We start from the raw sequence: 26,361 nt of genomic DNA, 5'->3' as shown, positions 1-26,361 counted from the left end.
ATGGATACCGATCATCTCATCCGCACCCTCGCCGCCGACAATGAGTGGCGCGCCCGTTCCGTCAGCATGTGGCTCGCCGTCGGCCTGATCATCGCGGGCGCGGTCTCCTCGATGATGTTCATGATGGCGCTCCATGTTCGTCCCGATGTCGCCACCGCCATGCACAACCCGTTTTTCGATCTCAAGTTCGTGGTGACCCTGGGGCTTGCCATCCCGGCGATTGCGATCGGCCTGCGCCTGGCCCATCCGGCGGCTCCGGTCGGAGGCCGGATCTGGTTGCTTGTGGTTCCTGTCGGGTTGCTGGTGCTCGGCATCATCGCCGATTGTCTGGTGCCGCAGCGGTTGTCATGGAGTGCGCGGATGATCGGCAACAATTCGCGGGTCTGCATGACCGCGATCCCGGCAATGTCGCTGCCGATCCTGGCCGCATCCCTGATCGCGTTGCGTCACGGCGCGCCGACGCGTCCCGCGCTGACTGGCGCCGTCGCCGGTCTCTTCTCGGCCGGCCTTGCCGCCACACTCTACGCAGCGCACTGCACGGACGACTCGCCGCTGTTCGTCGCCACCTGGTACACCCTCGCAACCGCGCTGGTGGCCGCCGTAGGGGCCTTGGCGGGCTCGCGTGTCCTGCGCTTCTAGCTGTGCCTGATCGGCCCGCACGAGTACGGCATCGCTCCGGGGAACTAGCGGCGGGACGGTGAATCCCATTAATTGGGTTTGTGGTGCTAATTTACCTTTTTGGCGATTTGAGCTTAACGCCTTGCCCTGACTCATGATTCAGGGGCAATTTGCGCCGGCACCACCCACCGGTGCGGCATCTACAACTATTTAGCGAAGATTTTCCCCGTGACGTTCGAACCTACTCCCAAATCGACCCGACCAACCTTGCGAGTTGGACGTTGAGTACGGCCCAGGCGGCTTCGGACGAAGTCCTGATCGCTCGGATCGCCTCTGGCGACCGGCTTGCCATGCAGGTGCTTTACGGAAGGCACCATGTGCGGGTGTTTCGCTTCTCGCTGCGGCTCGTGCGTAACGAGCAGATTGCGGAAGATCTCATCAGCGAGGTTTTTCTCGATGTGTGGCGTCAGGCCGGCAAGTTCGAAGGCCGCTCGGCGGTATCGACCTGGCTCCTGGCGATCGCCCGCTTTAAGGCGCTCTCTGCGCTGCGCAAGCGGAAAGACGTGGAACTGGACGACGAAACTGCGGCTTCGATCGAGGATACCTCCGACGACCCCGAGGTCATTGTTCAGAAGAAGGACACGGGCGAGGCGTTGAAGAAATGTTTGACCGCACTTTCGCCGGAGCATCGGGAGATCGTCGATCTCGTCTACTACCACGAAAAGTCCGTGGAGGAGGTGGCGGAGATCGTTGGTATTCCAGAGAACACAGTCAAGACGCGCCTGTTTTACGCGCGAAAGAAGTTAGCCGAGCTGCTGAAAGCAGCCGGTATCGAACGAGGTTGGCCATGACCGCGACAAGCAAGCAAATTCCGGAGAGCGAGCCTGAAGAGCTCGAAGCGCTGCTGCCGTGGCACGCCACCGGCACGCTGAATGCGCGCGATGCGCGACGTGTCGACGAAGCGCTGGCGCGCGATCCGGTGTTGGCAAAGCAGTATGCCGTCATCCAGGATGAATACGCCGCGACCATTCATTTGAACGAAAGCCTCGGCGCGCCGTCGGCGCGGGCGATGCAGAAGCTGTTCGCGGCGATCGACGCCGAGCCGGCGCGCAAGCCGTCGATGGCGCAGAGCCTGTCGAGCCGTATCTCGGCATTCTTTGCCAGCCTGACCCCGCGGGCGCTGGCATATTCCGCGACCGCCGGCGCTGCTCTGGTGCTGCTGCAGGCGGGTGTGATCGGCACGGTCCTTGTTAATGATCGCGTGATTGACGGTAACAAAGGGCCGATCGTGGTTGCGTCCGAGCAGGGATCGACACGAGGGCTCGGCGGCGTGACGGCGCTGGTCCGTTTCGCGCCGGATGCGAAGATGTCCGACATCAACAGCTTCCTCGGCACCTATAAGGCGTCGATCGTCGACGGCCCGAAAGCCGGCACCTTCCGCGTGCGGATTGGTGACAAGATCCTGTCCAAGGATGACGTTGCGCGCCTGATGACGCAGATCCAGTCCGAGAAGATCGTAGGTTTCGCCGCAATCGCGGAATAAGCGAGTCCTTGCGAAAACCGGCCATCGTCGTGCCGGGATGCGCAAAGCGGGCGAATAGCGGAGAGGGCGGATGGCAAAACATCGCAATGACGGCAATTGCGGCTGGTGGCATGCGCGCCGTCCGGTCCGCCTGTTGCTGGTGAGTGCCGCTGCGCTGATCATCTCAACTCCCGCGGTGCTTGCCCAGGCGATGAACCGCGGCCCCAACATCAACAACATCAATGTCGGGCCGCGTGGGCCTAACATTAACATCAGCCCGAGCATCAGCCCGACGGTTCGTTATTCGCCGAACCTGAATTCCGACGACGAGTCGATCCGCACCCAGAGCCGGACCAGATTGACGCAGTCCAGCTCGCCGCAGGGCCAAGCCAGCGGCGATGGATCGGTCAGGAAGGCGAAGAAAAATGCGCCCGCCGCCAATGACCAGCGCTTCGTGGCGAAGGAAGTCCTGATCGAGGTCGACGGCAATCCAAGCAACGCGGAAGCCGATGCCATTGCCCGGCGGCATCGGTTGACCCGTGTCCAGTCGCAGAATTTCCCCCTGGTCGGCAGCACCATGTACCGCTGGCGAATTTCGGACAGCCGGTCCGTGAGTGCCGTGATCCGGGAACTGGTGGCCGACAACGTCATCAAGTCGGCGCAGCCGAACTATCGCTTCACTCTGCAGCAGCAGGTGGTGGCGCCCACTGAGGGCGATCCGGCCCAGTATGCGCTGTCGCGGTTGCGCCTGCCGGAGGCTCACACGCTGGCGAAGGGCGATAATGTCACCATCGCGGTGATCGATTCCGGGATCGACGTCAGCCATCCCGAACTCGCCGGTGTTATCGACGGCACCTACGATGCGCTGGGCAGCAACGAAGGTCCCCATGTGCACGGCACCGGTATTGCCGGGGTGATTGCATCGCATTCACGCCTGATGGGAAGTTCGCCGTCCGCCAGCCTGCTGGCGATCCGCGCCTTTGGCGTGTCCGGCAGCAGCGCCGAGAGCACGTCGTTCGTCATCATCAAGAGCATCGATTATGCGGTGTCGCGCGGCGCGCGGATCATCAATATGAGCTTCGCTGGCCCTGAAGACCCGCTGATCGGCAAGGTTCTCGCAGCGGCCGCTGCCAAGGGCGTGGTCCTGGTCGCCGCCAGCGGCAATGCGGGCCCGAAGTCGCCGCCGCTGTTTCCGGCCGCGGATCGCAATGTCATTGCGGTGAGCGCAACGGATGCATCCGACAAGCTGTTCCCTGCATCGAACCGCGGTCGCCATATCGCGATCGCAGCCCCCGGCGTCGATATCCTTACTCCGGCCCCCGATGGGAAATATCAGGTCACGTCGGGAACCTCGTTCTCCGCCGCCTATATCAGCGGGCTGATTGCACTGATGATCGAGCGCAATCCGGCGCTGACGCCGGACGATGTGCGATCCATCCTGACCAAGACCGCGCAGGACCTCGGGACTCCGGGACGGGATGACATGTTCGGCGCCGGAAAAGCTGATGCGTTCAATGCTGTCACCGCAGCCGGAGCGCCGGTTGCAACGGCGTCCGGTCGCCCTGCCGCAACCACCGGCGCCAGTCCGTCGACGCCGCGCTGAGCGGCGCAACCGAGCGTGCATTGTTGCCATTGATGTAAACCCGTCATGTTGAGCATGACGGGTTATTCGTAGTGCCATTGCAGGCCGTTTGGTAGTCCTGCCGATATTTCGGCACGCGGTATTCTTCAGCTCCTTCGGACTAAAAACGAACGCGAAAGCTCGTTTTTCGATGCCGGCCAGCCTGGATTTTTATTCGTCCAGGGGAGGCAAAAAAAATCACTTCGGCTTTGAACGGTTCGGCAGGCTCCCACGACTTACATGTGTGGGAAGGGAAACCTTCCCGGGCTGTTCGGCGCGAGCGCCCATCCACCCACGTGCCGATACGGCTGGACCCGCCCGGTTGTCCCCCCGGGCGGGTCTTTTTCTGCCACCGCCCCCGTGCGAAGCCCGCCAACGGAGCTGATCCGAGATAGCTGAGGGAATATGGCCCGGTCATTTCCCCGCATTGCCGAGCCCTCGCCATCACGACATGATGGCTTTCAATCCCGCCAAGTCGTGAACTCACTGCTGATTGTCTTGAGGAATACTGATGTCTGGACGCCTTGAAAGGACACGTCGCGAAACCCTCGGGCTCGCGCTGGTGGCCGGCTTGGTCGTTCTGCTCGGCGGTGGCACGATGTCGCGGAGCGCCATGGGACAGGACGCCTCCGCCTCGAATGCCGCGCCGGAGGCGATCCTCCCGCCGTCGGATCCCGTTGCCGCGGCCGCCTTCAACGTGCTGGACCGGCATTGTGCTCGTTGCCATCAGCAAGGCAAGCTGATCAATCGCGAGCGGCCGGCGAAGAATTTCGGCAACATCCTCAAGCTCGACCAGATCGCCGCTAATCCCAGTTACGTGCTGCCCGGCAATCCGTTGGGATCGAAGCTGTTCCGCCAGATCGCGGACAAGGAGATGCCGTACGACGTTAACTATGAAGGCGAAACCAGATACGGAACATTATCCGAGGCCGATCTCAAAGCACTGGAGACCTGGATCGCCGCGCTCGGCAGCAAGGCGGTCGCGTCGTGCGAAAGTCACAAACTAATCACGCCGGAGACGATGGTCGGTTTCATGGTCGCCGACCTCGACAAGCAATTGGCGCCGCGCCGCGCGACCACGCGGTATCTGACGCTGACCCATCTCGCCAACACCTGCGCAGATCCCGCGGCGATGAAGGTGTATCGCCAGGGCGCCATCAAGCTTCTCAATTCGCTCAGCCGCTCGTCGAACGTGGTGAAACTGGAGACGGTCGATCCGGAGGCCACGATCCTGCGGTTCAATCTCGCCGATCTCGGCTGGACTGCGGCTGACTGGAGCGACCTGCTCGCGGTCTATCCCTACAACGTCCAGCCCGATGCGCGGATCAATGGGGCTGTGTCCGGTGCCACGCAGACGCCGCTCGCTTATATCCGGGCGGATTGGTTCGCCTTCGCAGCATCGCAACCGCCGCTCTACGACGCGCTGCTGCGGCTGCCGCCCACGTTCCAGGCGCTGGCGCGCGATCAAGGCGTCAACGTCGAGAGCAACATCCGCAATTTTGTCGCCCAGCGTGCCGGTTTCCAGAAGTCCGGCGTCAGCCAGAACAATCGCCTGATCGAGCGGCATCCCTCGCGCAGTGGCTATTTCTGGACCTCGTATGATTTTGCTGGCAACCGCGACCGGCAGAATCTGTTCGCGTTTCCACTCGGGCCTGACGGCAACGGTTTCCATCACGACGGCGGCGAGACTGTGTTCAGCCTGCCGAACGGCTTTCAGGGCTACTATCTGAACAAGGCCAGTGGTGAGCGGCTCGACAAGGGGCCGACAACGATCGTTCGCGATGCCTCTCGCAAGGACTTCGCCGTCACCAACGGCATCTCCTGCATGGGCTGCCACGACCAGGGCATGCGCAAGGCCAAGGACGATATCCGCGACAGCGTGCTCGCCACCAGGTCCTTCCCGCGCGAGACGCGCGAGGCGGTGGATGGCTTGTACCCGCCGCACGACAAGATGGACGCCGTGATCGACGGCGATGCCAGGCGTTTCGCCGATGCAATGGCGCGCGCCGGGCTCGACCCGACGTTGAAGCTCAACGGCGTCGAGACCATCAACGCGCTGTTCAAGCGTTACGAGGACGATCTGGACCTGACGTTGGCGGCCGCCGAACTCGGCGTCGATACCAAGGGCTTCAAGGAGGCGTCCACTGACGCAACCCGGAAAACCAAGCCGCTGGTCCGCCGGCTGCAGCAGGGCTCCGTGCCACGGGATCAGTTCGAGGTGATGTTCCGCGAGCTGGCTTCTGAGATGACCGATCTGCAGCCGGTGCTTATCGCCAACGCCCGGCAGCCGCAGGCCTTCGCCGAGACGCTGGCGCAGCCGATCTCCACCACCGACCTGTCGCTGACATCGGATGCGGACACTTATCGCCAGGGCGACAGCCCGGTGTTCACGATCGTCGCCCCGCGCGATTGCTTCCTGACGCTGACCGACGTCGACGAGAAGGGCGAGGGCACGGTGTTACTGCCGAACAAGTATCAGCAGGACAACCGCATCCGGGCCGGCGTGCCCATCCAGTTTCCGGGCACCGGCGCGCCATTTCAGTTTCAGATGAAGGACCGGGGCATCGAGACGGTGGTCGCGGTGTGCGCGGTGCGTTCCGACGGCGGCGACGCCATCCGTCACGACTTCAGCCGCAATGCCTTTACGCCGGTCGGCGACTACACCCAGGCGCTGTCGCGTTCGATCGCCGTAATCCCGGCGCCGGCCGGGGCGCCAGCGTCGTCGGGCGTCGCCACGGCCGGCGTGCCCGTCTCGTCAGGACCGCTGATGCCCGCATCTTCAGCCGTGCGTGGATCATTCCGGGCTGCGATCAAGCTGCGGGTGCGATGAACGGCGTGCGATAAATTGAGTCCGCCCTGACGCCGGACGCAGAACGTCAAGTTATCTGCGGCATCGAATCGTAATTTTTTATCGCGTTGTCAACCGCGGGGGCTGGACAACGAATCGACTTTCCACAAAATAGTCGCAGGAGTTAAAAACTGATTCGTCCGTTGCGTCTTGCGTCCGTTTTACTCTTTGCGGACTTTTATATGACACGACGGCCCGGAATTGCTTTCAGCCAAGATTTCGCAGCTCGCGGACGCGCTCTCGCCGAGCAGCGGCTGGCTTACCTCACCGAACTCTACGATACCGGACGGTGGCGGCGTTTTCACACGGAAGAAGCCTTTCTGATGAACGTGCGGGAGTCCCGCGCAGCGGTCGATGCCTGGCGCCGGATCGAGCAATTCAACCCGATCGCCAAGCCGCCATTGCCGCTGGTGCCACCTGCGAATGTCCCGCTGATGCCGCCGGAGCCGCCGGCCGCGAAGGATGCAGCGGAGGCGATTTCGCTGCTTCAGAGTTTCGCCGGCGAAAGGCCGTCGCCTGCGCCTGCAGCGGTGCCACCGCGGCGGCCCTCGCTGCTGCCGCCGGTGCTGTTCTCAGCGAACGGTGTTGGTGCCGAGCGCGATCTGAGCGAAGCGTGACGCACCGTCACGGGTGAGATCGCCGGTCACCGGTTTGGCGTGATCATAGCCGACTACGCCGCCCCGGCCCGCTCCCGAAATCATGTTGCCATTGATCAGCGCCGAACCCGCACCCGGCACCACGGAGACTCCGATGCCGACAAAGGCGTTGCGGATCACATTGCCGGTGATGGCGATATCGCGCAGGTATTTGCCCCAGCCGGCGACAATGCCGCAGGCCGGCGCATTCTCGATCACATTGCCGGTCACCGCGGTATCGGCCTCGATGTAGATACCGACGCCCGCGTCATCGTCCGGCGCGGTGCCGATCGGGCGTTTCGGCAGCAGGTTGCGGATGATATTGCCCTGCACGACGGCGAGCCGTCCGCCCTCATTGAAGTTGCAGACCGAGACGCCGACGGCCGCGATGTCGACGGTGTTGTTGGCGATCACGGCGCCTTCGAAAGCGAACTCGGAATACAGCGCCACTTCGCGCACATTGCTGACGCTGTTGCCGGTGATCTGGATGTTGGCGGCTGAATTGCCGCGCACCGCCGAATAATCGCAATTGGTGATGCGATTGCCGCGCACGATGACGTTGCCGGCGCGAAACGCGTTGATGGCGTTGCCATACTGCCCGGAACCGCCGGGACCGGCCTTGATCCCGTCGATGCGGTTGTCGATCACCAGCGTGCCGTCGTCGCCGATCGCGCTGCGCAGGATCTCGATACCGTTGACCGCGGTGTTGCGAATGGTGTTGCGACCGACCAGCAAGCCGAGCGCGTCGAAGGAAATCACCGCGGTGGTCGCGATGTCGTGGATCTGGTTGCCGCTCACTTCGCCGGCGACGTTTTCCAGCCAGATGCCGGCGCCGCCGCTCGCGGCGATCTCGCAATCGAGAATACGGACATCGAGGCCTTGCAGGAAGTGAACGAGGCCGCGACGCTGCGGCAGCGCGATGCTGCCGCCGTCGATCACAAGATTGGTCAGGGCCACGCCGTTGCTGCCCTGGCTCTCGAACAGCGACGGGCCGCCGATGAGTTGCAGCCGGGTTGCGCCGTGAACACCGGCGATCTGCGCGCCATTCGGCAGTTGCAGCCGTCCGGTGCGATAGGTCCCGGGCGGCAGTGCCAGCGGCGCCTGGGCGCGTGCGCTCTCATCGATCGCGCGCTGCAGGGCGCGGGTCTGATCATCGGGGCTGTTGGGGCGCACGCCGTATTGCGTGGCGTCGCGGCCGAGTGCGGACGGCAAGGGCGCGGCCTGCGCCACCGACGGCGCGAGCGCGCCCGCCGCAAGCCCGGCTGCGGAGGCGTTGAATAGGCGGCGGCGATCGATGTCCATGATGCGGTTCCCGGTGACGCAGGATAACCCGCTGCCGGTTACGGGCGGGCGTTGGCCGGGATCGATTGTTGTGGGCGTGGTTAATCGGGCACGAAGGTTGTTGCGCGTTGCCGTGCCAGTTTAACCATGGTCATCAGCATGGCCTCGCCGGCATCGACCAGATCCTCGAAGCCGACATGACGCTGCGTTGTGCGCAGGCGGCCGACGCCATCGCGCGGCACCAGCGGCACATGAATGAACGCGGCGAGCCGCGGGCCGCTGTTCGTCTCGGTCGCTTCGATCGAACGCCAGCACAGGTAATTGCAGAGATAGCGTCCGGCGTCGCGCGAGGATTTCACCCAGGCGCCGCTCTGCAGGCCAGCCCGCAGCAGTTGCGCCGTGTGCGGCCCGAACCGGCGGCTTGTCGCCGCATCAAGCGCGATATGGGCCTGGCCGACACGGGTGTGATCGGCGTCGGGCCACAGCGTGGTGATGGTATTGCGCGCGCGGGTCTCGACCCGGATGAACGGGGTGCTTTGGGCCAGGCCGAAACTCAGCAGGGCGTCCGGTTTGTGGCGTGCCAGCAATGTGGGCAGGTCGCGGTCCACCGCGCCGTAACTTACGTGGAAGACGTGGCTGCTCAAGGAGACATCAGCCAGCGCCGGACGGCGCAGCCCCACCAGCCGTGCCACCAGGCGCGGCGTCGGATTGTGCGGCGCGCCGGGGAAGGGGCCAAAGCCGGTGATTAGGATGCGCAGCGGCCGGCTCATTGATGTCGGGTCCCTTATTCGCGGGGTCTCGATTTGGGGTCTTGCCGGCTGCTCTCGAGCAGGTGCGCAATGGTGTCGGCGCCGATCGCTGGCGTCATGCCACCTTCCGCTACGGAGGCCTCCGTCTGCTTCACTTGGGCGCGAATGGTGGGATCGGCGCGCAGCCGTGCCTTCAGCCGGTCCTCGAGCATCGACCACATCCATTTCACCTGCTGGGTGCGCCGCCGCGCCGCGAGATCGCCCGAGGCATTCATCGCGGTGCGATGGTCCAGCACCTTCTGCCAGAGCTGGTCGATACCGGTGCCGGTGAGGGCCGAATAGGTCAGCACCGGCGGAAACCAGTGTTCGGAGCGTGGCGTCAGGATATGCAGCGCAGCGTTGTATTCCGCGGCGGCCGCCTGGGCACGCGTCAGGTTGTCGCCGTCGGCCTTGTTCACCGCGATCATGTCGGCGAGTTCGACCAGGCCCTTCTTGATGCCCTGCAACTCGTCGCCGGCGCCCGGCAGCATCAAGGCGAGAAAAAAATCCGTCATGTCGCAAACCGCGGTTTCCGATTGGCCGATGCCGACAGTCTCCACCAGCACGACATCGAAGCCGGCGGCTTCGCACAACAGCATCGCCTCGCGGGTCTTGGCGGCGACGCCGCCGAGCGTGCCTGCCGCCGGAGACGGGCGAATGAAAGCGGCGCTTTCCGCCGACAGCCGCGCCATCCGGGTCTTGTCGCCCAGGATCGAGCCGCCGGTGCGCGCCGACGATGGATCGACCGCCAGCACCGCCACCTTGTGCCCGTGCTCGAGCAGATACATACCGAGCGCATCGATGGTGGTCGACTTGCCAACGCCGGGCGATCCGGTGATGCCGACGCGCATCGCGCTGCCGGTTGCCGGCAACAGCATCTGCAGCAGTTCACGGGCGGCGGCCTGATGATCCGCGCGGCGGCTTTCGATCAGGGTGATGGCGCGGGCGAGTGCCGCGCGATGGCCAGCAACGATCTCCTTACTGAGGCTCTTCAGGTTGATGGCCGGATCACGCGTGGGCATGCTGTTCAATAGTCGACACGGCCGCGCACGTCACGCCCGGCATCGGCATTGACCACACCGAATTGATGTCTGAAGTGGCGGCTGCCTGTAGATCAAAAGCTGCCGGCTCAATCCTTGCGATGGGTATTTTATTGTTTATTTTCAATAGTTTGATTGCTTTGGCGGAGCCTCGGTAATTTGTTGACGGCGCCTGAACTTTCCGGCGTGCAGGCGCCACTAACAACAAGGATCAGTGGGCTGGAGGAACAGGCATGGGGCGGGCCGTCGCACGAATTTGGCTATCGGCTGCTTTTGCCGTTCTTGGCGCCGTTCAGACGAGCACTCCAGCGTTGGCCGCGGACCTGGTCTGGCAGGTCGAAAGCCCGTTCCGGTTTTTCAAGAATGCCGCTTCGTTTGCCATGTATGAGCGCGGCTATCCGTCCGTGCGCGACGGGGCCACGCAGCCGGCGGCCGATGTGATCTGGCGCACCGAGCGCCGTCTCAATGATCCCGATTGCCGCGATGCCAGCACGCCGGACACCTGCGCTGCGACAGCGCGCGGGCGCTATGCCGCCGCGCGGCTCGGCTGGGCGGCACAAACCATCGACGCGGTCTGCTACGACAGCAAGCAGGGGCGTTATCTCGCGACCTGTGAGCGGCGCTACTCCTGGGGCATCGCCAAGGAGGATTACATCCTGCCGGACGCGCATACGGTCGCGATCAAGCTCGCGCCGGAGCGTCTCGCGGAGGTGCCGCAGGGCGACTGTGGATGGAGCTGGAGCCCGCGCAAGGTCGGCGGCAAGACGGAGACCCGCAAGCTCGCCTGCAACGCCACACTCGTCATTGCCCGCGTGCCGTTCTCGCTGGAGCGCGCGGCCTCCGGCGTCAAGGTCGAGGTGACGCTGCCGGACGGGCGTAAATTGTCGGATCCGCAGGTCGTGGTCGACGATCTGATGATCGTGGCAATGGGCGACTCCTTCGCCTCCGGCGAGAGCAACCCCGATCGTCCGGTCACCTTCAGCGCGTCCCGGCAGATGGTCTATGATCCGGCCCAGGCGCGTGACGATCAGGTCGCCATGCGCGGCTTGCCGGCGAACGAAGCGCCAAAATATGGGCTCGCGTCGTCGCCGGGATTCGATCCAAAAGTGCTGCCGCGCCGGCTGCTCGAGGATGAATCGAAGGGACTGAGCTATCGCCTGGGCTCGGCGGAGTTCACCGCTGCCTTCGATAAAGCCGGACCTCGTTGGCTGAGCCCCGACTGCCACCGCTCCCAATATGGCTATCCGTTCCGTGTCGGCTTGCAGTTGGCGCTCGAAAATCCGCACCGCTCGATTACCCTGGTGAGCCTTGCCTGCACCGGTTCGGAAGTCACCGAAGGCCTGTTCCTGGACAAGAAGGCCCGCGAAGGCGTCGCCAACGGCACCGTGCGTGCGCAGCTCGACCAACTCGCCGATCTGATGTGCCGCGGCGGCCGCACCATGGCCGCGAGTTACAACCTGCCGGTCTATGCGAGTGGCAGCACCCAGATTTCAACACGTGCAGTCGCCAAATCCTGGTGCGCGCCGCAAAACCGCAAGCGCCCCATCGATACCGTACTGCTGTCGATCGGTGGCAACGATGTCGGCTTCTCCGCGCTGATGCTCTACGCCATGACCGAAGGCGCCAGCGATCTCGCGCCGATTGCCGGTGCGATCGGGCAGCAGATCCGCTTCTCGCCGCAGGTGGCGCGGGTCTACCTTGAGCAACTGGATGAGCGCATGAAAGCCCTGCGCGACGCGCTGCAGGATGGCTTTGGCGTGCCGCCCACGCGGGTGCTGCAGACCGCCTACGAGCCGATCCAGTTCGACGAGAGCGGAGCGATGTGCGGCAAGGAGCCGGCGCTCGGGCTCGACGTTCATCCGAAACTGCGGCTCGATCGCGTCAGGCTCGGCGAAACCGTCGATTTTCTCAAGGATTTTTTTGCGCGGATGACTTGCATCGATAACGCCAAAGCGGGCGGCTGCCCGGCGCTGGCCACCGGCAGCGGCACCGGCTTCCAGCTCGTTGCCGATCATCAGCCGGAGTTCGCCAGGCGCGGCCTGTGTGCGCGCGAGCCCAAACGCGCGCAGGCGGACGGTGACATGATGGCGATGCCGCGGCGCTTGGCCGGCAGTGATGATTTCTCACCGTATTCGCCGGCGGCCTATTTGCCATACCAGCATCGCTGGCGGTTGTTCCGCACGCCGAACGACGCGTTCCTGACTGCCAATGTGCATTCGCCCGGCTTCTCGCTGTTCGACATTTTGCAGCCGGTCTATGCCGGCATGTACAGTGGCGCCGTGCATCCGACCGCGGAGGGACACGCCATTGTCGCCGATCATGTGGTGCGTCACGTCCGCGCCGTTCTCGACAAGGCACCGGCCAAAGAAGCGGAAGTGCGCTGAGGGGGATCCAACAGCCGGCTTCCGCGAGCTAATGGTTATTCATGATCATCTGTTTGGTGCGGAAATCCCAGCATCCACAGTATACCAGCGTCCTGTGATATCGGTTGATGAATATCGGACGGCGTGACTCATAAATTTTTTACCACCCGCTGAACTCTCTGGCGTTGCAGCAAAGAGATTAATTGGGCTCTCATCGGTCATCATGCTTGGTTGCCTCGATCATTTCGTATCGAGCGCAATTTCATGACGTCGCTTCGCCTCCGAAAACTTTACCGACTGGCCGGCTGGATCACGGCCGCCGGTTGCCTGTTGCTCGGCGGCCTGCTGTTCGCAGCCAACCTCGATGTCTATCAGCGCGATCGCGCGGGCGCGCGTGAACTGCAGCGTTTCCATCTCGCTCTGCTGGCCGCCAACATGATTTCGGCGGAACGCGGCCCGGCCAACAGCCGGATGGGCGCGGGACCGGCCACCGAAGTGCAACTTGCGGAGGCGCTTGATGCAGCCCGGCGACGGACCGATGAATCGCTTGCAGCGTTGGAAAATGCACTCCATGGCGCGTCCTCATATGGGACGAACCAGAAACAACACCTCGATGCGGTGCGCGTGCAGCTCAGGAGCGGGCGCGATGCCATCGACACCGTCTCGTCGCAGCCGCAGGAACATCGCGACGGCGCACGGGTGCGTGCGGCAATCGAAACCATGTTCACGGCGGCCGACCGGGCGACGTCGCTGCGTGACGATCTCGGTCAGACCATCATCCGGAGCCATCCCTCGATCGGAACCGAAGTCATCCTGAGCACGATCTGCAGCAGCATGCGGGAATATGCCGGGCGGCTCGGATCCTATGTCGTCATGATGCTCGCATCATCGGATCAGCCGAATCGTGAGCTTTATGACCGGATCACGAGCACGGAAGGACGGCTGACGGAACTGCGTGCTCTGGCTTCGAACTACGCAAGTGCTCTGCGGGACGACGCGTCCGTCCGTGATCTGCTGGCCGAGGTCGATCGGCAATATTTCATGACGGCGTTGCCGTTTGCCCGCCATGTGGCTGACAACGCCGTCGCCATGAGCGGCCAGATGAGCCTGGCGGATTTCACCCGGCAATACGTGCCCGGCATGGCGCCGGTCGAAGCGCTGCGCGAGCTGATCAGCCGGGTGTCGCAGCAGAGGGTGTTGCAGGCCCAGGACCGGACCTATCGCATGCTGGTGCTGACCGCGTCGCTGATGCTGTCGGTCTGGGTGGTCTTGCTGATGGTCGGCCTCGCGCTGCACCACCTGCTGTTCAAGCCGCTGATGGTGGCACGAGAGCAGGTGATTGCGCTTGCGCAGGACATCCTGACCGAGCCGCCGCGGCGTCCGCAAGGCAGCGAAGAAATGGCGGAACTGTTCGACAGCCTGCAGATGCTGCGCGAGCAGCAGCGGATCAAGAAGGATTTCGAGCTCGATCAGGAGAAGATGGCCGCCCGACTGAAACGATTGTCCGAAACCGACCCGCTGACCGGCCTGCTCAACAGGCGGGCCCTGGACAATCTGGGCCGCAAGGCGGTTGCGGAGGCCGACCGGAGCGGCAAGCCGCTGGCGCTGATCATGTTTGATCTCGATTATTTCAAGTCGATCAACGACACCTATGGACACGGCGTCGGGGATGTCGCTCTTAAATGCGTGGCGGCGGCGATACAGTCGCGGCTGCGGATCGGCGATTCATTCGCGCGCCACGGGGGTGAGGAATTCGTCGTTCTCGTTCAGGCCGATCGCACGGATGAAGGCCGACGGATTGCCGAGAGCCTTCTCAATGTCCTGCGCAAGATGGTTGTCCCGGATGCGCCAGACTTGACCGTCACGGCGAGTTTCGGCGTGGCGGTCTGCAAGCCCGGCTCCAACGATTGGGACAGCCTCGTTGCCAAGGCCGACCGGCGGCTCTATCTGGCCAAGCGACTCGGGCGAAATCGGGTGTGCGTCGATGACGCGGAAGGGCAGTCCGTGCTTGGGATCTCCAAGGATAATCGGCTGGCCGGTTAGCCTTGCCTCTTACTCCGCCGCGGCGCTGGTGTGGCCGAGGCGGATGTTGAGCTTGCGGATCAGCTCTTCTGCGGCCTCCGCGATCACCGTGCCGGGCGGGAAGATTGCTTCGGCGCCGGCCTTGTACAGCGCTTCATAATCCTGCGGCGGGATCACGCCGCCGATGATGATCATGATGTCCTCGCGGCCCTGCTTCTTCAGTGCCGCTTTCAGTTCCGGCACCGCGGTCAGATGGGCGGCGGCGAGCGATGAGACGCCGAGCATGTGGACGTCGTTTTCGACGGCTTGGCGCGCGGCTTCGTCGGCGGTGGCGAACAGCGGCCCGATGTCGACATCGAATCCGACATCGGCGAACGCCGAGGCGATCACTTTCTGGCCGCGGTCATGGCCGTCCTGGCCGATTTTGGCGACAAGGATGCGCGGGCGGCGGCCTTCGGCCTCTTCGAACTGTTCGATCAGCGCCTGCAGCTTCTCGACGGTGTCGGACATGGTGGCCGCCTCGCGTTTGTAGACGCCGGTGATGGATTTGATTTCGGCGCGGTGGCGGCCGAACACTTTTTCCATCGCATCGGAAATTTCGCCGACGGTGGCCTTGGCGCGCGCGGCGTCGATTGCCAGCGCGAGCAGGTTGCCGGTGCCGTCTTTCGCGCTACGGGTCAGCGCCTCCAGCGCGGCGGTGACGTCGGCCTGGTTGCGCTCCTTGCGCAGCCGCGCCAGCTTGTCGAGCTGCAGACGACGGACTGTGGAGTTCTCCACCTTCAGCACGTCGATCTGGGCGTCATTCGCAGGCCGATACTTGTTCACACCGATCACGGATTGGCGGCCCGCGTCGATGCGCGCCTGGGTCTTGGCGGATGCCTCTTCGATGCGCAGCTTGGGAATGCCGGCTTCGATGGCTTTTGCCATGCCGCCCAGAGCCTCGACCTCCTGGATGTGACCCCAGGCTTTCTTCGCCAGATCCTGGGTCAGCCTCTCCACATAATAGGATCCGCCCCAGGGATCGACGATGCGGGTGGTGCCGCTTTCCTGCTGCAGGAACAATTGGGTGTTGCGGGCGATGCGGGCGGAGAAGTCGGTCGGCAGCGCCAGGGCTTCGTCGAGGGCGTTGGTGTGCAGCGATTGGGTGTGGCCCTGCGTCGCCGCCATCGCCTCGATGGTGGTGCGCGCCACGTTGTTGAACACATCCTGCGCGGTCAGTGACCAGCCCGAGGTCTGGCAATGGGTGCGCAGCGACAGCGAGCGCATGTCCTTGGGGTTGAACGGCTTCAGCAGCTTGGCCCACAACAGCCGTGCCGCGCGCATCTTGGCGACTTCCATGAAGAAGTTCATGCCGATCGCCCAGAAGAACGACAGCCGCGGCGCGAAGCGATCGATGTCGAGGCCGGCATTCATGCCGGCGCGGACGTATTCGACGCCGTCGGCCAGCGTATAGGCGAGCTCGAGGTCCTGGGTCGCGCCGGCTTCCTGCATGTGGTAGCCGGAGATCGAGATCGAATTGAATTTCGGCATCTTCTGCGACGTGTAGGCGAAAATGTCCGAGATGATCCGCATCGAACTTGTGGGCGGGTAGATGTAGGTGTTGCGCACCATGAATTCTTTCAGAATATCATTCTGAATGGTGCCCGACAGTTTTTCCGGCGGCACGCCCTGTTCCTCGGCGGCCACCACGAACAGCGCCAGGATCGGCAGCACGGCGCCGTTCATGGTCATTGATACGCTCATTTGATCGAGCGGGATGCCGGCGAACAGCGTGCGCATGTCGTAGATGGAATCGATCGCCACGCCGGCCATGCCGACGTCGCCGGAGACGCGCGGATGATCGCTGTCATAGCCGCGGTGGGTGGCGAGATCGAAGGCGACCGACAGGCCTTTTTGTCCAGCCGCAAGATTGCGCCGATAGAACGCGTTGGAATCCTCCGCGGTGGAGAAGCCGGCGTACTGACGCACGGTCCAGGGCTGATTGACGTACATGGTCGGGTAGGGGCCGCGCAGATACGGCACGACGCCGGGCCAGGTGTCGAGGAAGTCGATGCCCTTGAGATCAGCCTCGCCATAGGCCGGCTTCACCGAAATGCCTTCCGGCGTCAGCCACGCATCGCCCGATGACGCGGTGGCTGCGATGGTTTTCGCCAGATCTGGCTCGCCAAATGCAACGCGGGTGAAATCGGGAATGCTGGTCATCGTTCCTCAAAGTGCTTTGTATTCAGCCTACGTATTATGGTTCGGATGCTGATAGCTGACAATGCCGGCAACCTTGGCGGCTCCGCTGTTCTCCGATGTCGTTTTGCCGGGGAGTGCCGGCAAATGCGCGATCCAGGCGAGCTTCGACTCGATGCCGACCTCGTAGGTCGGCGTCACCATGTCAGGCCGATCGAACGAGCCTGTCAGGAGCTCGATTATGGGCCCGCCGATTTGGCGGTAGCTCAGCGGCGTGCCGCAGGCTGCGCAGAAATCGCGGTCCGCGCGGGACGAGGAGCGGAATGTTGCCGGCGTGCCGCGTGTCCAGGCGAAATCACCATGCGGGATTTCCGCAAGCGATGCGAACGGTCCGGCCACGGCTTTCTGGCACATCCGGCAATGGCAGATGCTGATCTTTCCCGGCGCGGCGTAGAGCGCAAAGCGCACCGCGCCGCATTGGCATCCACCAGTCAGCAACGGTGATCTGTCGGCCATCTTGTTCATCCGATCGAGTCATAGGCCGCATTTAGCGCCGCCAGCGCGTCGCCGCCGGCGATGATGAACTCACTGACACCTGCCGCAAGCCACGCGGCTTCCAGTTCGCCCGGGCGGCCTGCCAGATAGATATGCCTGGCGCCGGCGGCTTGAAGGGCCTGCGCGGTGGTCGCCGCGAGGTCCGCATAGATCTTGTCGGACGAACACAGGCAGACCAGTTCGGCCTTGGAGGCCTTGAACGCGGCGGCGATGGCAGCGGGATCGGAACCGCCGTCGCCGTCGAGGGCCTCAATGCCGCCGGTCTCGAAAAAGCTCTTCGCAAATGTCGCACGTGCGGTGAAGTCCGCTGCGGTTCCGAGGTTTGCGAGGAAAACCCTTGGCCGCGCCCCTCGTGCTGCCAGCAGCGTGTCCGATTTGTCGCGCAGACGTTCGAACGGCTCCGCAAGGCGGACGGGAGCGAGAGCCTTGAAGGTGAATTTGGCTTCGCCATAAGGTGCGAGCGTGGCCGGCTTTGCGTCCAGCAACGTGACCGGGGCTTCGTGCAGATTTGGAAACTCACTGGCGCCGGTCAGCACATCCTTGCGCCGCGTGATATTCTTGTCGCGTGCCGCGCGAACCGCGGCGACCTTGTCCTGGATGAGATTTCGTTCCAGCGCGGCGAATGCGCCGCCGGTCTTTTCGATTTCCTGGAACAGCGACCATGCCGCCTTCGAAAGCTCGGCAGTGAGGCTTTCGATGCCGCCGGAGCCAGCGGCGGGATCGGTGACTTTATCGAGGTTGGATTCTTCCAGCAGGATGATCTGGGCGTTGCGGGCGATGCGGCGCGCGAACGGATCGGGCAATCCCAAAGCCAACGTGTGCGGCAGTACGGTGATGCTGTTGGCGCCGCCGAGGCCGGCGGCGAATGTCGCGATCGTGGCGCGCAGCACGTTCACATAGGGATCACGCTGCGTCAGCATCCGCCATGCGGTGTCGGCGGCAATGAACAGCGGCTGCGGGACGAGACCACAGGCGCGCGCGACATGGGCCCACAACACCCGCAGTGCGCGGAATTTCGCCATCGTCAGGAACTGATCGGCGTCCGCACTCAGCCGCGCATAAATCATCCGTTGTGCGGTCTCGAGGCCGACGCCGGCCTCTTCGAGGGCGCGGAGATAGGCAACGCCCACCGCCAGCACGAAGGCGAGTTCCTGCGCTTCCGATCCGCCGGCATCATGGATGATGCGGCCATCGGCCACCGCATAGGGGCCTTTGAAGCCGAGGGTCGCGAACTGCGCCACCGAAGGCCCGAAGAACTTCGCAATCTCCGCCCATGAGTAAGGGCTATTGCCCCAGACTGCACCGGCGCCGATCGGATCGAAGCCAAACCGGGCGTCCACGTTTGCCGGTGCAACGTTGTGCCTGGCCAGCAGCGCCGCGAAGTGCTGCGGTATGTCACGTGTCTGCGGCCCGATCTGGAATTCGATAGCGATGCCGGCATCGAGATAGATGCCTTCAAGCGCACGCTCCAATGCGGCTGCCGACGGTTCCAGCCCAAAGCCATAGGCTCCATTGGCGCCGGCGAAACTCAGCGCGAGCCCATTGGCGCCGTTCTTCAGATCCGTCAGGGCTTGGGTATTGGCGGCCGATGCGTCGGGATGATCAACCCGCTGGATGATTTGCCATGGCATGGAATTGGCGCGCCCGGCCACCACCGGGCTGTCCTTGGCGCGGGAATAGATCGGCGCGATGGGAAGGCCGTCATAGGTCTTGCCGACCAGCTTTTCGAAGGCTGCACCTTTCAACACGCTGTCGACCAGTTTCTTCCAGTCGTCGTGGGTGGCGGGTGGAAACTCGCGCGCCAGTGGTAAATCGTCGGTCTCGGACGGCATCTAAGGGGTTCAACTCCCACACGGATTGTTATGGGAGGAAAATGCCATGCCAGACGGACGCTGCCAATGACCGGTTTGGTCTATCAGTTCCGGTCCGGTAGCCGGCTGATACCTTCGACCGAGAGGTTTTTCAGCACCTCGCGAGCGGTTTGGCTGCCGATCACCCGATCGGGCGCGATTTCGGCCAGCGGGACCAGCACGAACGCCCGCTCAAACAGGCGCGGGTGAGGAATTGTCAGCCCCGGCTGGTCGATCCGTTCATCGCCATAGGCAAGGATATCGAGGTCGAGGGTGCGTGGCCCCCAATGGGTCTCTTTCGCTCGGTCGCGGCCAAACTTCTTTTCAACCTTATGCAGGCTGAACAGCAGTGCGTGCGGGTCGAGATCGGTGTCGATAAGGATGCAGGCGTTGATGAAGGGAGGCTGCTCTTCGTTGCCCCAGGCCGGCGTCTGGTAGTCGGACGAACGCGCCAGCAGCCCCGCCTGTGCCATGCCGCAGATCGTCGGGATCGCGCGACCGAAGGTCTGCCGGACATCGCCGACATTACCCCCCAGCGCGATCAACACTTCAGTCATGAGACGATCGGGTACGGGTGATGGTGACGCCGACATCATGGAAGATGGCGGCGATCGGCGCGTGCGGCTTGTGCACCGTCACCTTGACCGCGCTGATGCGCGGAAAGGCCGCGAGGATGGCTTCCGCCACGGCGCCGGCGGCGCGCTCGAGCAGCCGGTAGTTCTTGTCGGCGAAGGCGGCGGTCGCTGCCTTGACCACATCGGCATAGGAGACCGTGTCCGCGAGCTTGTCGGTTCGCGACGATTCCGACAGATCGGTCGTCAATTCAAGGTCGATGACAAAGCGCTGGCCGACCTCCGCCTCGTGTTCCAGCACGCCGTGGCGAGCATGGATCAGAAGACCCTGGATGAAAATCGTGTCCGTCATCGTTTGTCCTCGATCGCGGCCGCCACCCGCAAAGCCTGCACGGTTTCGGCGACGTCATGCGCGCGGATGATCTTGGCGCCATTTTGCCCCGCCAGCAGGTGAGCGGCGATCGAGCCGCCGAGGCGCTGCTGCGGTTCGGATGCGACCACCGAGGCAATGAAGCGTTTGCGTGAAGCGCCGACCAGGATCGGGCAGCCGAAGCCTTGCAGTGTGGTCAACCGCGCCAGCGCCGTCATGCTCTGTTCAGGCGTCTTGCCGAAGCCGATGCCTGGATCGAGCACGATCTTGTCCCCGGAGATGCCGGCTTTTGTGGCGATCTCGAGCGTCCGGTCGAAAAACGCCCGGATATCGGCGATGATATCAAGAGCGGGATCGACGGTGTCGCGGTTGTGCATGACGATGACCGGCACGCCATGACTGGCGACCACCGCTGCCATGTCCGGATCGCGCTGTAGCCCCCAGACATCGTTGGCCATCGCAACGCCCTGGCCGAGGGCCCAATCCGCGACCCTCGCCTTCATGGTGTCGATCGACACTGGCGTTCCCAGCGCCACCACGTCCGCCAATACTGCTCGGAGCCGCTGCATCTCCTCCTCGGCCGAAACCGCTTGCTGCCCACCGTAAGGACGGGTCGATTCCGCCCCGATGTCGAGGATATCGGCGCCTTCCGCGATCATGCGGCCAGCCTGCGCCAAAGCGCGCTCAGGTGTATCGAATTGGCCGCCGTCGGAAAACGAATCCGGGGTGATGTTCAGCACGCCCATGACCGCCGGTGTGCGGCGTTCCAGCAACCGCCGGAGGTCATATCCCTGCGGCTGACCGGTCGGTTTGGACGATCGACGGGTGGCGGACATCATGCGGTCGCTTTGCGCGGTCTGCCCCAAGGAGTCAAGATAAGGTGCCGTACGGAGGGCGGCTCAGTAGGAAATTTTCAAGGGCAGCTTGCGGGCGTGCTCGATCAGCCGCTTCACCGAGGCCTCCGAAGGCAGTACGCTGACGAGCTTGCGCTTGGCGTTGGCCTCCTTCATGGCCTGCGCCAGCCGCTCCGGATTGCGGTGAACGAACTCCCGGACAGTCGTGACGCCGGCGGCGCGCAGCAGTTCGGCCTTGGCCTTGCCCATCCCCTTGATCCGCATGCAGTCGGCGATATTGGCCCATTCCAGCAGTTGCTGTTCACTGAGGCCGGTATCGGCCGCCAGTGTCTTGCGGCCCTTCACCGTGTGGGCGGCGTCCAGCAGACCTTCTGTTGTTCGAATTCCAACCGATTTCAGCTTCGCGGCGGCCTGGGCGGAAAGGCCATCAATCTTGGCAATGGGATATGTCATGACAACTGAACTGGGGACACGTGAACTGGAGAGTGGAAATCAGGCGAACTGGCTCAGGCCCGGCGTGCCGGCAATGATCTCGTCGATCTTGTCCGCGCCAACCCGCTCCCGCCCGAACCTGAACAGCTCACGCGCCACTGCCTGGATCTCGCCCATGCCGAGACCAAGGCCCATCAGCTTGCCACCAAGCGCCATCAGGCCGCCGCCAAACAAGCTGCCAAGTCCACTTGAAAGTCCGCCACGGCTGCCGCCGTTGGCTTCGACCGCGGCTGCAGCGCCGGGAATTTTGTCGATCAGTGTCTGAACCGTGTCAGTCGGGCCTTCGGTCCGCAGGAAGCCCAGAATGATGCCGATCGTCTTTTCAGCAACCGCTTTATCAATACCAACTTTTGCAGATAGCTGCTCGATCAACTCGTCCATAACTGCCCCGCCTGCCGGTTACTCGCCGGCTGCTTGCTTATGAAATTCATCTTGAGCTTTCGAGCGGCAAAATTCAAGCGACGTACGTGTTCGAAAACATTGATTCGTCCCAAACGCCTCCAAAGTGTTGCGGCTTTGCAAGATGGCTCGCAAGATTGATGCGGAATGTCGCAGGCCTGCCGTCACGATGACTTCGCAGCCCAACCTGAAAATACGAAGATTTCCGTATTCGGGTTTCAACGGTATGGATTTCCTCGGCCCGATTTGGGTTTGAGAGTTTCATTACCGTCGTGGAATGCAGTAAGATCGACCCCGACAAACGCCGGTCGGTCAACGGGAATTTCGAGCCGGCATTTTCATGAGGCAGAACGATGGCGACTGGGACGGCTGCTGATACCAACGACTCGATTTTCATCGGCAAGGAAGAGCAGGCCGCTTATCTGACATTATCACTTGCCAACCGCCACGGTCTGGTCACTGGCGCAACCGGTACCGGCAAGACGGTGTCGTTGCAGGTGATGGCGGAAGGGTTTGCCCGCGCCGGTGTTCCAGTTTTTGCATCGGATATCAAGGGCGATCTCTCGGGGATCGCCGAGGTGGGCGAAGCCAAGGATTTCATCGTCAAGCGGGCCCAGGAGATGGGTCTCAAGTTCCAGCCCGATCAGTTCTCGACGATTTTCTGGGACGTGTTCGGTGAGCAGGGACATCCGGTGCGCGCCACCGTCTCGGAGATGGGACCGCTGCTGCTGTCGCGGATGATGGACCTGAACGACGTCCAGGAAGGCGTGCTCAACATCGCGTTTCGCGTGGCGGACGAGCAGGGCCTGTTGCTGCTCGACATGAAGGACCTGCGCGCAATCCTCGTCTTCATCGCCGAGCATGCCGACGAATTGACCACCCAGTACGGCAACGTGTCGAAACAGACCGTGGGAACCATCCAGCGCCAGCTCCTGGTGTTGGAAAACCAGGGCGGCACCAAGTTTTTCGGGGAACCGGCGCTCGACCTGAAGGACTTCATGCGCACCGACAAGGATGGTCGCGGCATGGTCAATATCCTGGTCGCCGACAAGCTGATGCAGAGCCCGCGCCTGTATGCCACGTTCCTGCTGTGGATGCTGTCGGAGCTGTTCGAGCAGCTTCCCGAAGTCGGCGATCCGCCGAAGCCGAAGCTGGTGTTCTTCTTCGATGAGGCGCACCTCTTGTTCAACGATCCGCCCAAGGCGCTGATGGACAAGATCGAGCAGGTGGTGCGCCTGATCCGCTCCAAGGGGGTTGGGGTCTATTTCGTCACGCAAAATCCGATCGATGTCCCCGACCGGGTGCTGGCCCAGCTCGGCAATCGGGTGCAGCACGCGTTGCGTGCGTTCACCCCGCGCGACCAGAAGGCGGTCGCTGCGGCGGCGGAGACCTTCCGCCCCAATCCGAAACTCAACACCGCCAAGATCATTACCGAGCTCGGCAAAGGTGAGGCGCTGGTCTCCTTCCTCGAAGGCAACGGCACGCCTGCAATGGTCGAGCGGGTCATGGTCCGCCCGCCGTCGGCGCGGATCGGGCCGGTGACATCAGACGAACGCAAGGCGATCATCGCCGCCAGTCCGGTGAAGGGCAAATACGATACCGAGATCGATCGCGAATCCGCCTACGAGGTGTTGCAGAAGCGCGTCGCCGGTACGGCGGCAACCGCGGACGGCGGTGGCGGAGGTGGTGGCATTCTCGGTCAGATCGGCTCGATCGTCGGCACGATCTTTGGAACCAACGTGCCACGCGGCAAGATGTCCACCGGACAGGTCATCGCCCGTAACGTCACGCGCTCGGTGACCAACAAGGTCGTCGGGGGCGTTGTGGCCGATCTCGGCAAGTCGGTCGGCGGCGCGCTCGGCGGTTCGGTCGGTCGCGCAATCGTGCGTGGAGCGCTCGGCAGCATGTTGCGAAGGTAATTCGTTGCGGCGGCACGCGTGCTGCCGCGATTCCATCAAGTTCGGCTTGTGATGAGCAGCGTGCGGCGCTCGTCGGCTGCGACAAGGAAAATCTGCAAGGAAAATTGAAATGCCTGATACCGGTCAACTGTCTGCTGTCCTCGAACGTATCGATGCCGATTTCGACAACAGCCTGGAGCGGCTGTTCGCCCTGCTGCGGATCAAGTCGATCTCCGCCGATCCGGCCTTCGCCGGCGATTGCAAGACGGCGGCGGAACATCTGGCGCGGGATATCGCTTCGCTCGGCTTCACCGCCGAGGTGCGGCCGACCGCGGGCCATCCCGCCATCGTGGCCAAGAGCAACGGGCACGGCGATGATACCCCGCATGTGCTGTTCTATGGCCACTATGACGTGCAGCCGGTCGATCCGCTCGATCTGTGGCACCGGCCGCCGTTCGAGCCGGTGGTCACCGATCATGCCGACGGCCGCAAGATCATCGTTGCGCGCGGCGCCGAGGACGACAAGGGCCAACTGATGACGTTCGTCGAGGCCTGCCGTGCCTGGAAGTCCGTCACCGGCTCGCTGCCGCTGAATGTCACCATTCTGCTCGAGGGTGAGGAAGAGATCGGGTCGAAGAATTTCGGCCCGTTCCTGGAGACGCACAAGGCCGACCTCGCTGCTGACTTCGTGCTGGTGTGCGATACCGGGATGTGGGATCGCGACACGCCGGCGATCACGACGTCGCTGCGCGGCCTCGTCTATGACGAGGTGCGCATCAAGGCCGCCAATCGCGACCTGCATTCCGGCGTGTACGGTGGCACCGCGCGAAATCCGATCCGCGTGCTGACCCGGATTCTCGGCGGTCTGCACGACGACAACGGCCACATCACCATCCCCGGCTTCTATAATGGCGTGAAGGATCTGCCGGCCGACATCCGCGCGCAATGGGCGGCGCTCGATTTCACGCCGGAGACGTTCCTCAAGCCGATCGGCTTGTCGATACCGGCCGGCGAGAACGATCGGCTGATGATCGAGCAGGCGATCTCGCGCCCGACCTGCGACATCAACGGCATCTTCGGTGGTTATACCGGCGAGGGCTCCAAGACCGTGATTCCGGCGGAGGCCTCCGCGAAAGTGTCGTTCCGGCTGGTCGAAGGGCAGGATCCCGCGACGATCCGCGCCGCATTCCGCGCTTTTGTCACGGAGCTGCTGCCGGCCGACTGCACGGCGGAATTCATCGACCATGCCGGCGCGCCGGCGATTGCACTGGACTGGACCATGAAGCCGCTTGCGGCGGCCAAGGTTGCGCTGACCGAAGAGTGGGGCAAGGACGCGGTGCTGATCGGCTCTGGCGCCTCGATTCCGATCGTCGCGGATTTCAAAAAGACGCTCGGTCTCGATTCGCTGTTGATCGGCTTCGGGCTCGACGACGACAACATCCACTCGCCGAACGAGAAGTACGACCTGCGCAGCTTCCACAAGGGCATTCGCTCATGGGCGCGCATTCTCGCGGCATTCGCAGCCGCACCGCGTGCCTGAGCCTCGAGCTTGAGCGGATTGCAACAGTAAAAAACGCCGTCCGGAATTGGGCGGCGTTTTGATGTGACGTGTAGAGGGTGATGCAGCTCTTATAGCATCGAATTCCGTCGTTGTAACTCAGGTTTTGTAGCTGGGATCGAGACGATCCAGCTTGCGCAGCAGTGGTGGCCACACCAGCAGGTTGGCCCGGCGCTCGGCGCGGTCGCGGTCCGCGACCAGATTTTCGTTCTTTTCGATCACGAATTTCTCTACTGGGTAGGCGGTCGGGCCCAGCATCCGGGTGCGCACCTGCATGGTGCAGGCCCGCTCCAGGTGGAACATGCGCTCGAACGCGGACGCGACCGAGCGTCCCACTGTCAGGGTGCCGTGATTGCGCAGCAACAGATGGTTCTTGTCGCCGAGGTCCTTCTGGATGCGCGGGCGCTCGTCGTGGTCGAGCGCGATTCCTTCATAGTCGTGATAAGCGAGATCGCCGGTGACGAGCTGGGCGGTCTGGTTCAGAGGCTGCAGGCCTTCGAGGCAACTCGCGACCGCAACGCCGTCGGGGGTGTGGAGATGCAGCACGCAGCCAGCATCCTCGCGGACTTCATGGATCGCCGAGTGGATGGTGAATCCCGCCGGATTGATGCTGTACTGGCTCTCGGTCAGCAGGTTGCCGTCGAGGTCGACCTTGACCAGGCTGGATGCGGTGATTTCATCGAACATCAATCCGTACGGATTGATCAGGAAGTGGTGTTCCGGCCCCGGCACGCGGGCGGAGATGTGGGTGTCGACAAGATCGTCCCAGCCATAGAACGCCACCAGGCGATAGGCAGCGGCGAGATTGACGCGCTGCGTCCATTCCGCCTCGGTCATGTCGGAGCGAACTTCCTTCAGGCGTGCTTCCGCCGGTGACATCTGGCTTTTCCCTTGTGT

Annotated in this window: 22 protein-coding genes; 10 read left to right on the top strand and 12 right to left on the bottom strand. The window is 63.3% G+C overall.

Features of this window, described 5'->3' with window-relative positions; genetic code table 11:
* From RS897_RS39045 to RS897_RS39020, 6 genes are all read left to right on the top strand, one after another.
* Complete coding sequence (locus RS897_RS39045; protein WP_315833989.1) at positions 1-639, top strand: NrsF family protein; 639 nt, start codon at positions 1-3, stop codon at positions 637-639.
* A 260-nt stretch (positions 640-899) separates the two neighbouring features.
* The gene (locus RS897_RS39040) at positions 900-1,469 is read left to right on the top strand and encodes a sigma-70 family RNA polymerase sigma factor (protein WP_315833988.1); all 570 of its coding nucleotides are present in this window, start codon (positions 900-902) and stop codon (positions 1,467-1,469) included.
* On the top strand, positions 1,466-2,161 hold the full coding sequence (locus RS897_RS39035) for a hypothetical protein (RefSeq protein ID WP_315833987.1): 696 nt from the start codon (positions 1,466-1,468) through the stop codon (positions 2,159-2,161). Before RS897_RS39040 ends, RS897_RS39035 begins: the two co-directional genes overlap by 4 nt.
* A 70-nt stretch (positions 2,162-2,231) precedes the next feature.
* A complete protein-coding gene (locus RS897_RS39030) occupies positions 2,232-3,743 on the top strand; it encodes a S8 family serine peptidase (protein ID WP_315833986.1) in 1,512 nt (503 codons plus the stop codon).
* A gap of 529 nt (positions 3,744-4,272) precedes the next feature.
* Complete coding sequence (locus tag RS897_RS39025) at positions 4,273-6,591, top strand: DUF4384 domain-containing protein (protein WP_315833985.1); 2,319 nt, start codon at positions 4,273-4,275, stop codon at positions 6,589-6,591.
* A gap of 200 nt (positions 6,592-6,791) precedes the next feature.
* Positions 6,792-7,226 carry a TIGR03809 family protein gene (locus RS897_RS39020; protein WP_315833984.1) on the top strand — a complete coding sequence of 145 codons (435 nt, stop codon included), beginning with the start codon at positions 6,792-6,794 and terminating at the stop codon, positions 7,224-7,226.
* Here the strand turns inward: RS897_RS39020 and RS897_RS39015 are convergent.
* The 3 genes from RS897_RS39015 to meaB form a co-directional block, all read right to left on the bottom strand.
* Positions 7,182-8,546: a TIGR03808 family TAT-translocated repetitive protein gene (locus tag RS897_RS39015; protein ID WP_315833983.1), complete on the bottom strand. Its 1,365-nt coding sequence runs from the start codon at positions 8,544-8,546 to the stop codon at positions 7,182-7,184. The two genes, RS897_RS39020 and RS897_RS39015, sit on opposite strands and share 45 nt — an antisense overlap.
* Positions 8,547-8,626: 80 nt before the next feature.
* Positions 8,627-9,295, bottom strand: a complete 669-nt coding sequence (locus RS897_RS39010; RefSeq protein ID WP_315833982.1) for a pyroglutamyl-peptidase I — start codon at positions 9,293-9,295, stop codon at positions 8,627-8,629.
* Between the two features lie 14 nt (positions 9,296-9,309).
* Complete coding sequence (gene meaB / locus RS897_RS39005) at positions 9,310-10,335, bottom strand: methylmalonyl Co-A mutase-associated GTPase MeaB (RefSeq protein ID WP_315833981.1); 1,026 nt, start codon at positions 10,333-10,335, stop codon at positions 9,310-9,312.
* Positions 10,336-10,664: 329 nt separating this feature from the next.
* Between meaB and RS897_RS39000 the strand changes: the two genes are divergently transcribed.
* Together RS897_RS39000 and RS897_RS38995 are read left to right on the top strand one after the other, a co-directional pair.
* Positions 10,665-12,737 carry a hypothetical protein gene (locus RS897_RS39000; protein ID WP_315833980.1) on the top strand — a complete coding sequence of 691 codons (2,073 nt, stop codon included), beginning with the start codon at positions 10,665-10,667 and terminating at the stop codon, positions 12,735-12,737.
* 243 nt (positions 12,738-12,980) lie between these two features.
* Positions 12,981-14,759 carry a GGDEF domain-containing protein gene (locus RS897_RS38995; RefSeq protein WP_315833979.1) on the top strand — a complete coding sequence of 593 codons (1,779 nt, stop codon included), beginning with the start codon at positions 12,981-12,983 and terminating at the stop codon, positions 14,757-14,759.
* A 9-nt stretch (positions 14,760-14,768) separates the two neighbouring features.
* Here the strand turns inward: RS897_RS38995 and scpA are convergent, their stop codons facing one another.
* The 8 genes from scpA to RS897_RS38955 form a co-directional block, all read right to left on the bottom strand.
* Complete coding sequence (scpA, locus tag RS897_RS38990) at positions 14,769-16,940, bottom strand: methylmalonyl-CoA mutase (RefSeq protein ID WP_315833978.1); 2,172 nt, start codon at positions 16,938-16,940, stop codon at positions 14,769-14,771.
* A gap of 27 nt (positions 16,941-16,967) precedes the next feature.
* Complete coding sequence (locus RS897_RS38985; RefSeq protein WP_315833977.1) at positions 16,968-17,432, bottom strand: GFA family protein; 465 nt, start codon at positions 17,430-17,432, stop codon at positions 16,968-16,970.
* A 5-nt stretch (positions 17,433-17,437) separates the two neighbouring features.
* Positions 17,438-19,303 (bottom strand): methylmalonyl-CoA mutase family protein, encoded by a 1,866-nt coding sequence (locus tag RS897_RS38980; RefSeq protein ID WP_315833976.1) that lies wholly within the window; start codon positions 19,301-19,303, stop codon positions 17,438-17,440.
* A gap of 83 nt (positions 19,304-19,386) precedes the next feature.
* Positions 19,387-19,878 carry a 2-amino-4-hydroxy-6-hydroxymethyldihydropteridine diphosphokinase gene (gene folK, locus RS897_RS38975; protein WP_315833975.1) on the bottom strand — a complete coding sequence of 164 codons (492 nt, stop codon included), beginning with the start codon at positions 19,876-19,878 and terminating at the stop codon, positions 19,387-19,389.
* Positions 19,871-20,245, bottom strand: a complete 375-nt coding sequence (gene folB, locus RS897_RS38970; RefSeq protein WP_315833974.1) for a dihydroneopterin aldolase — start codon at positions 20,243-20,245, stop codon at positions 19,871-19,873. The genes folK and folB overlap by 8 nt, the downstream gene beginning before the upstream one ends.
* Positions 20,242-21,102 carry a dihydropteroate synthase gene (gene folP / locus RS897_RS38965; protein WP_315833973.1) on the bottom strand — a complete coding sequence of 287 codons (861 nt, stop codon included), beginning with the start codon at positions 21,100-21,102 and terminating at the stop codon, positions 20,242-20,244. The genes folB and folP overlap by 4 nt, the downstream gene beginning before the upstream one ends.
* Positions 21,103-21,162: 60 nt before the next feature.
* A complete protein-coding gene (locus RS897_RS38960) occupies positions 21,163-21,570 on the bottom strand; it encodes a DUF4332 domain-containing protein (RefSeq protein WP_315833972.1) in 408 nt (135 codons plus the stop codon).
* Between the two features lie 39 nt (positions 21,571-21,609).
* A complete protein-coding gene (locus RS897_RS38955; RefSeq protein WP_315833971.1) occupies positions 21,610-21,990 on the bottom strand; it encodes a DUF2267 domain-containing protein in 381 nt (126 codons plus the stop codon).
* Between the two features lie 371 nt (positions 21,991-22,361).
* On the opposite strand from RS897_RS38955, the gene RS897_RS38950 reads away from it, so the two are divergent.
* Positions 22,362-23,927 carry a helicase HerA-like C-terminal domain-containing protein gene (locus RS897_RS38950; RefSeq protein ID WP_315833970.1) on the top strand — a complete coding sequence of 522 codons (1,566 nt, stop codon included), beginning with the start codon at positions 22,362-22,364 and terminating at the stop codon, positions 23,925-23,927.
* A 109-nt stretch (positions 23,928-24,036) separates the two neighbouring features.
* Entirely contained in the window at positions 24,037-25,446 is a 1,410-nt protein-coding gene (locus RS897_RS38945) for a M20/M25/M40 family metallo-hydrolase (protein WP_315833969.1), read from the top strand.
* A 117-nt stretch (positions 25,447-25,563) separates the two neighbouring features.
* Here the strand turns inward: RS897_RS38945 and RS897_RS38940 are convergent, their stop codons facing one another.
* Complete coding sequence (locus RS897_RS38940; RefSeq protein WP_315833968.1) at positions 25,564-26,343, bottom strand: class II aldolase/adducin family protein; 780 nt, start codon at positions 26,341-26,343, stop codon at positions 25,564-25,566.
* Positions 26,344-26,361: the final 18 nt, after the last annotated feature.

Origin of the sequence: Bradyrhizobium prioriisuperbiae (assembly GCF_032397745.1) — a bacterium.
Taxonomy (GTDB): Bacteria; Pseudomonadota; Alphaproteobacteria; order Rhizobiales; family Xanthobacteraceae; genus Bradyrhizobium_A; species Bradyrhizobium_A prioriisuperbiae.
Note: the sequence above shows the minus strand (reverse complement) of the source record. Positions and strands in the feature narration are given on the sequence as shown.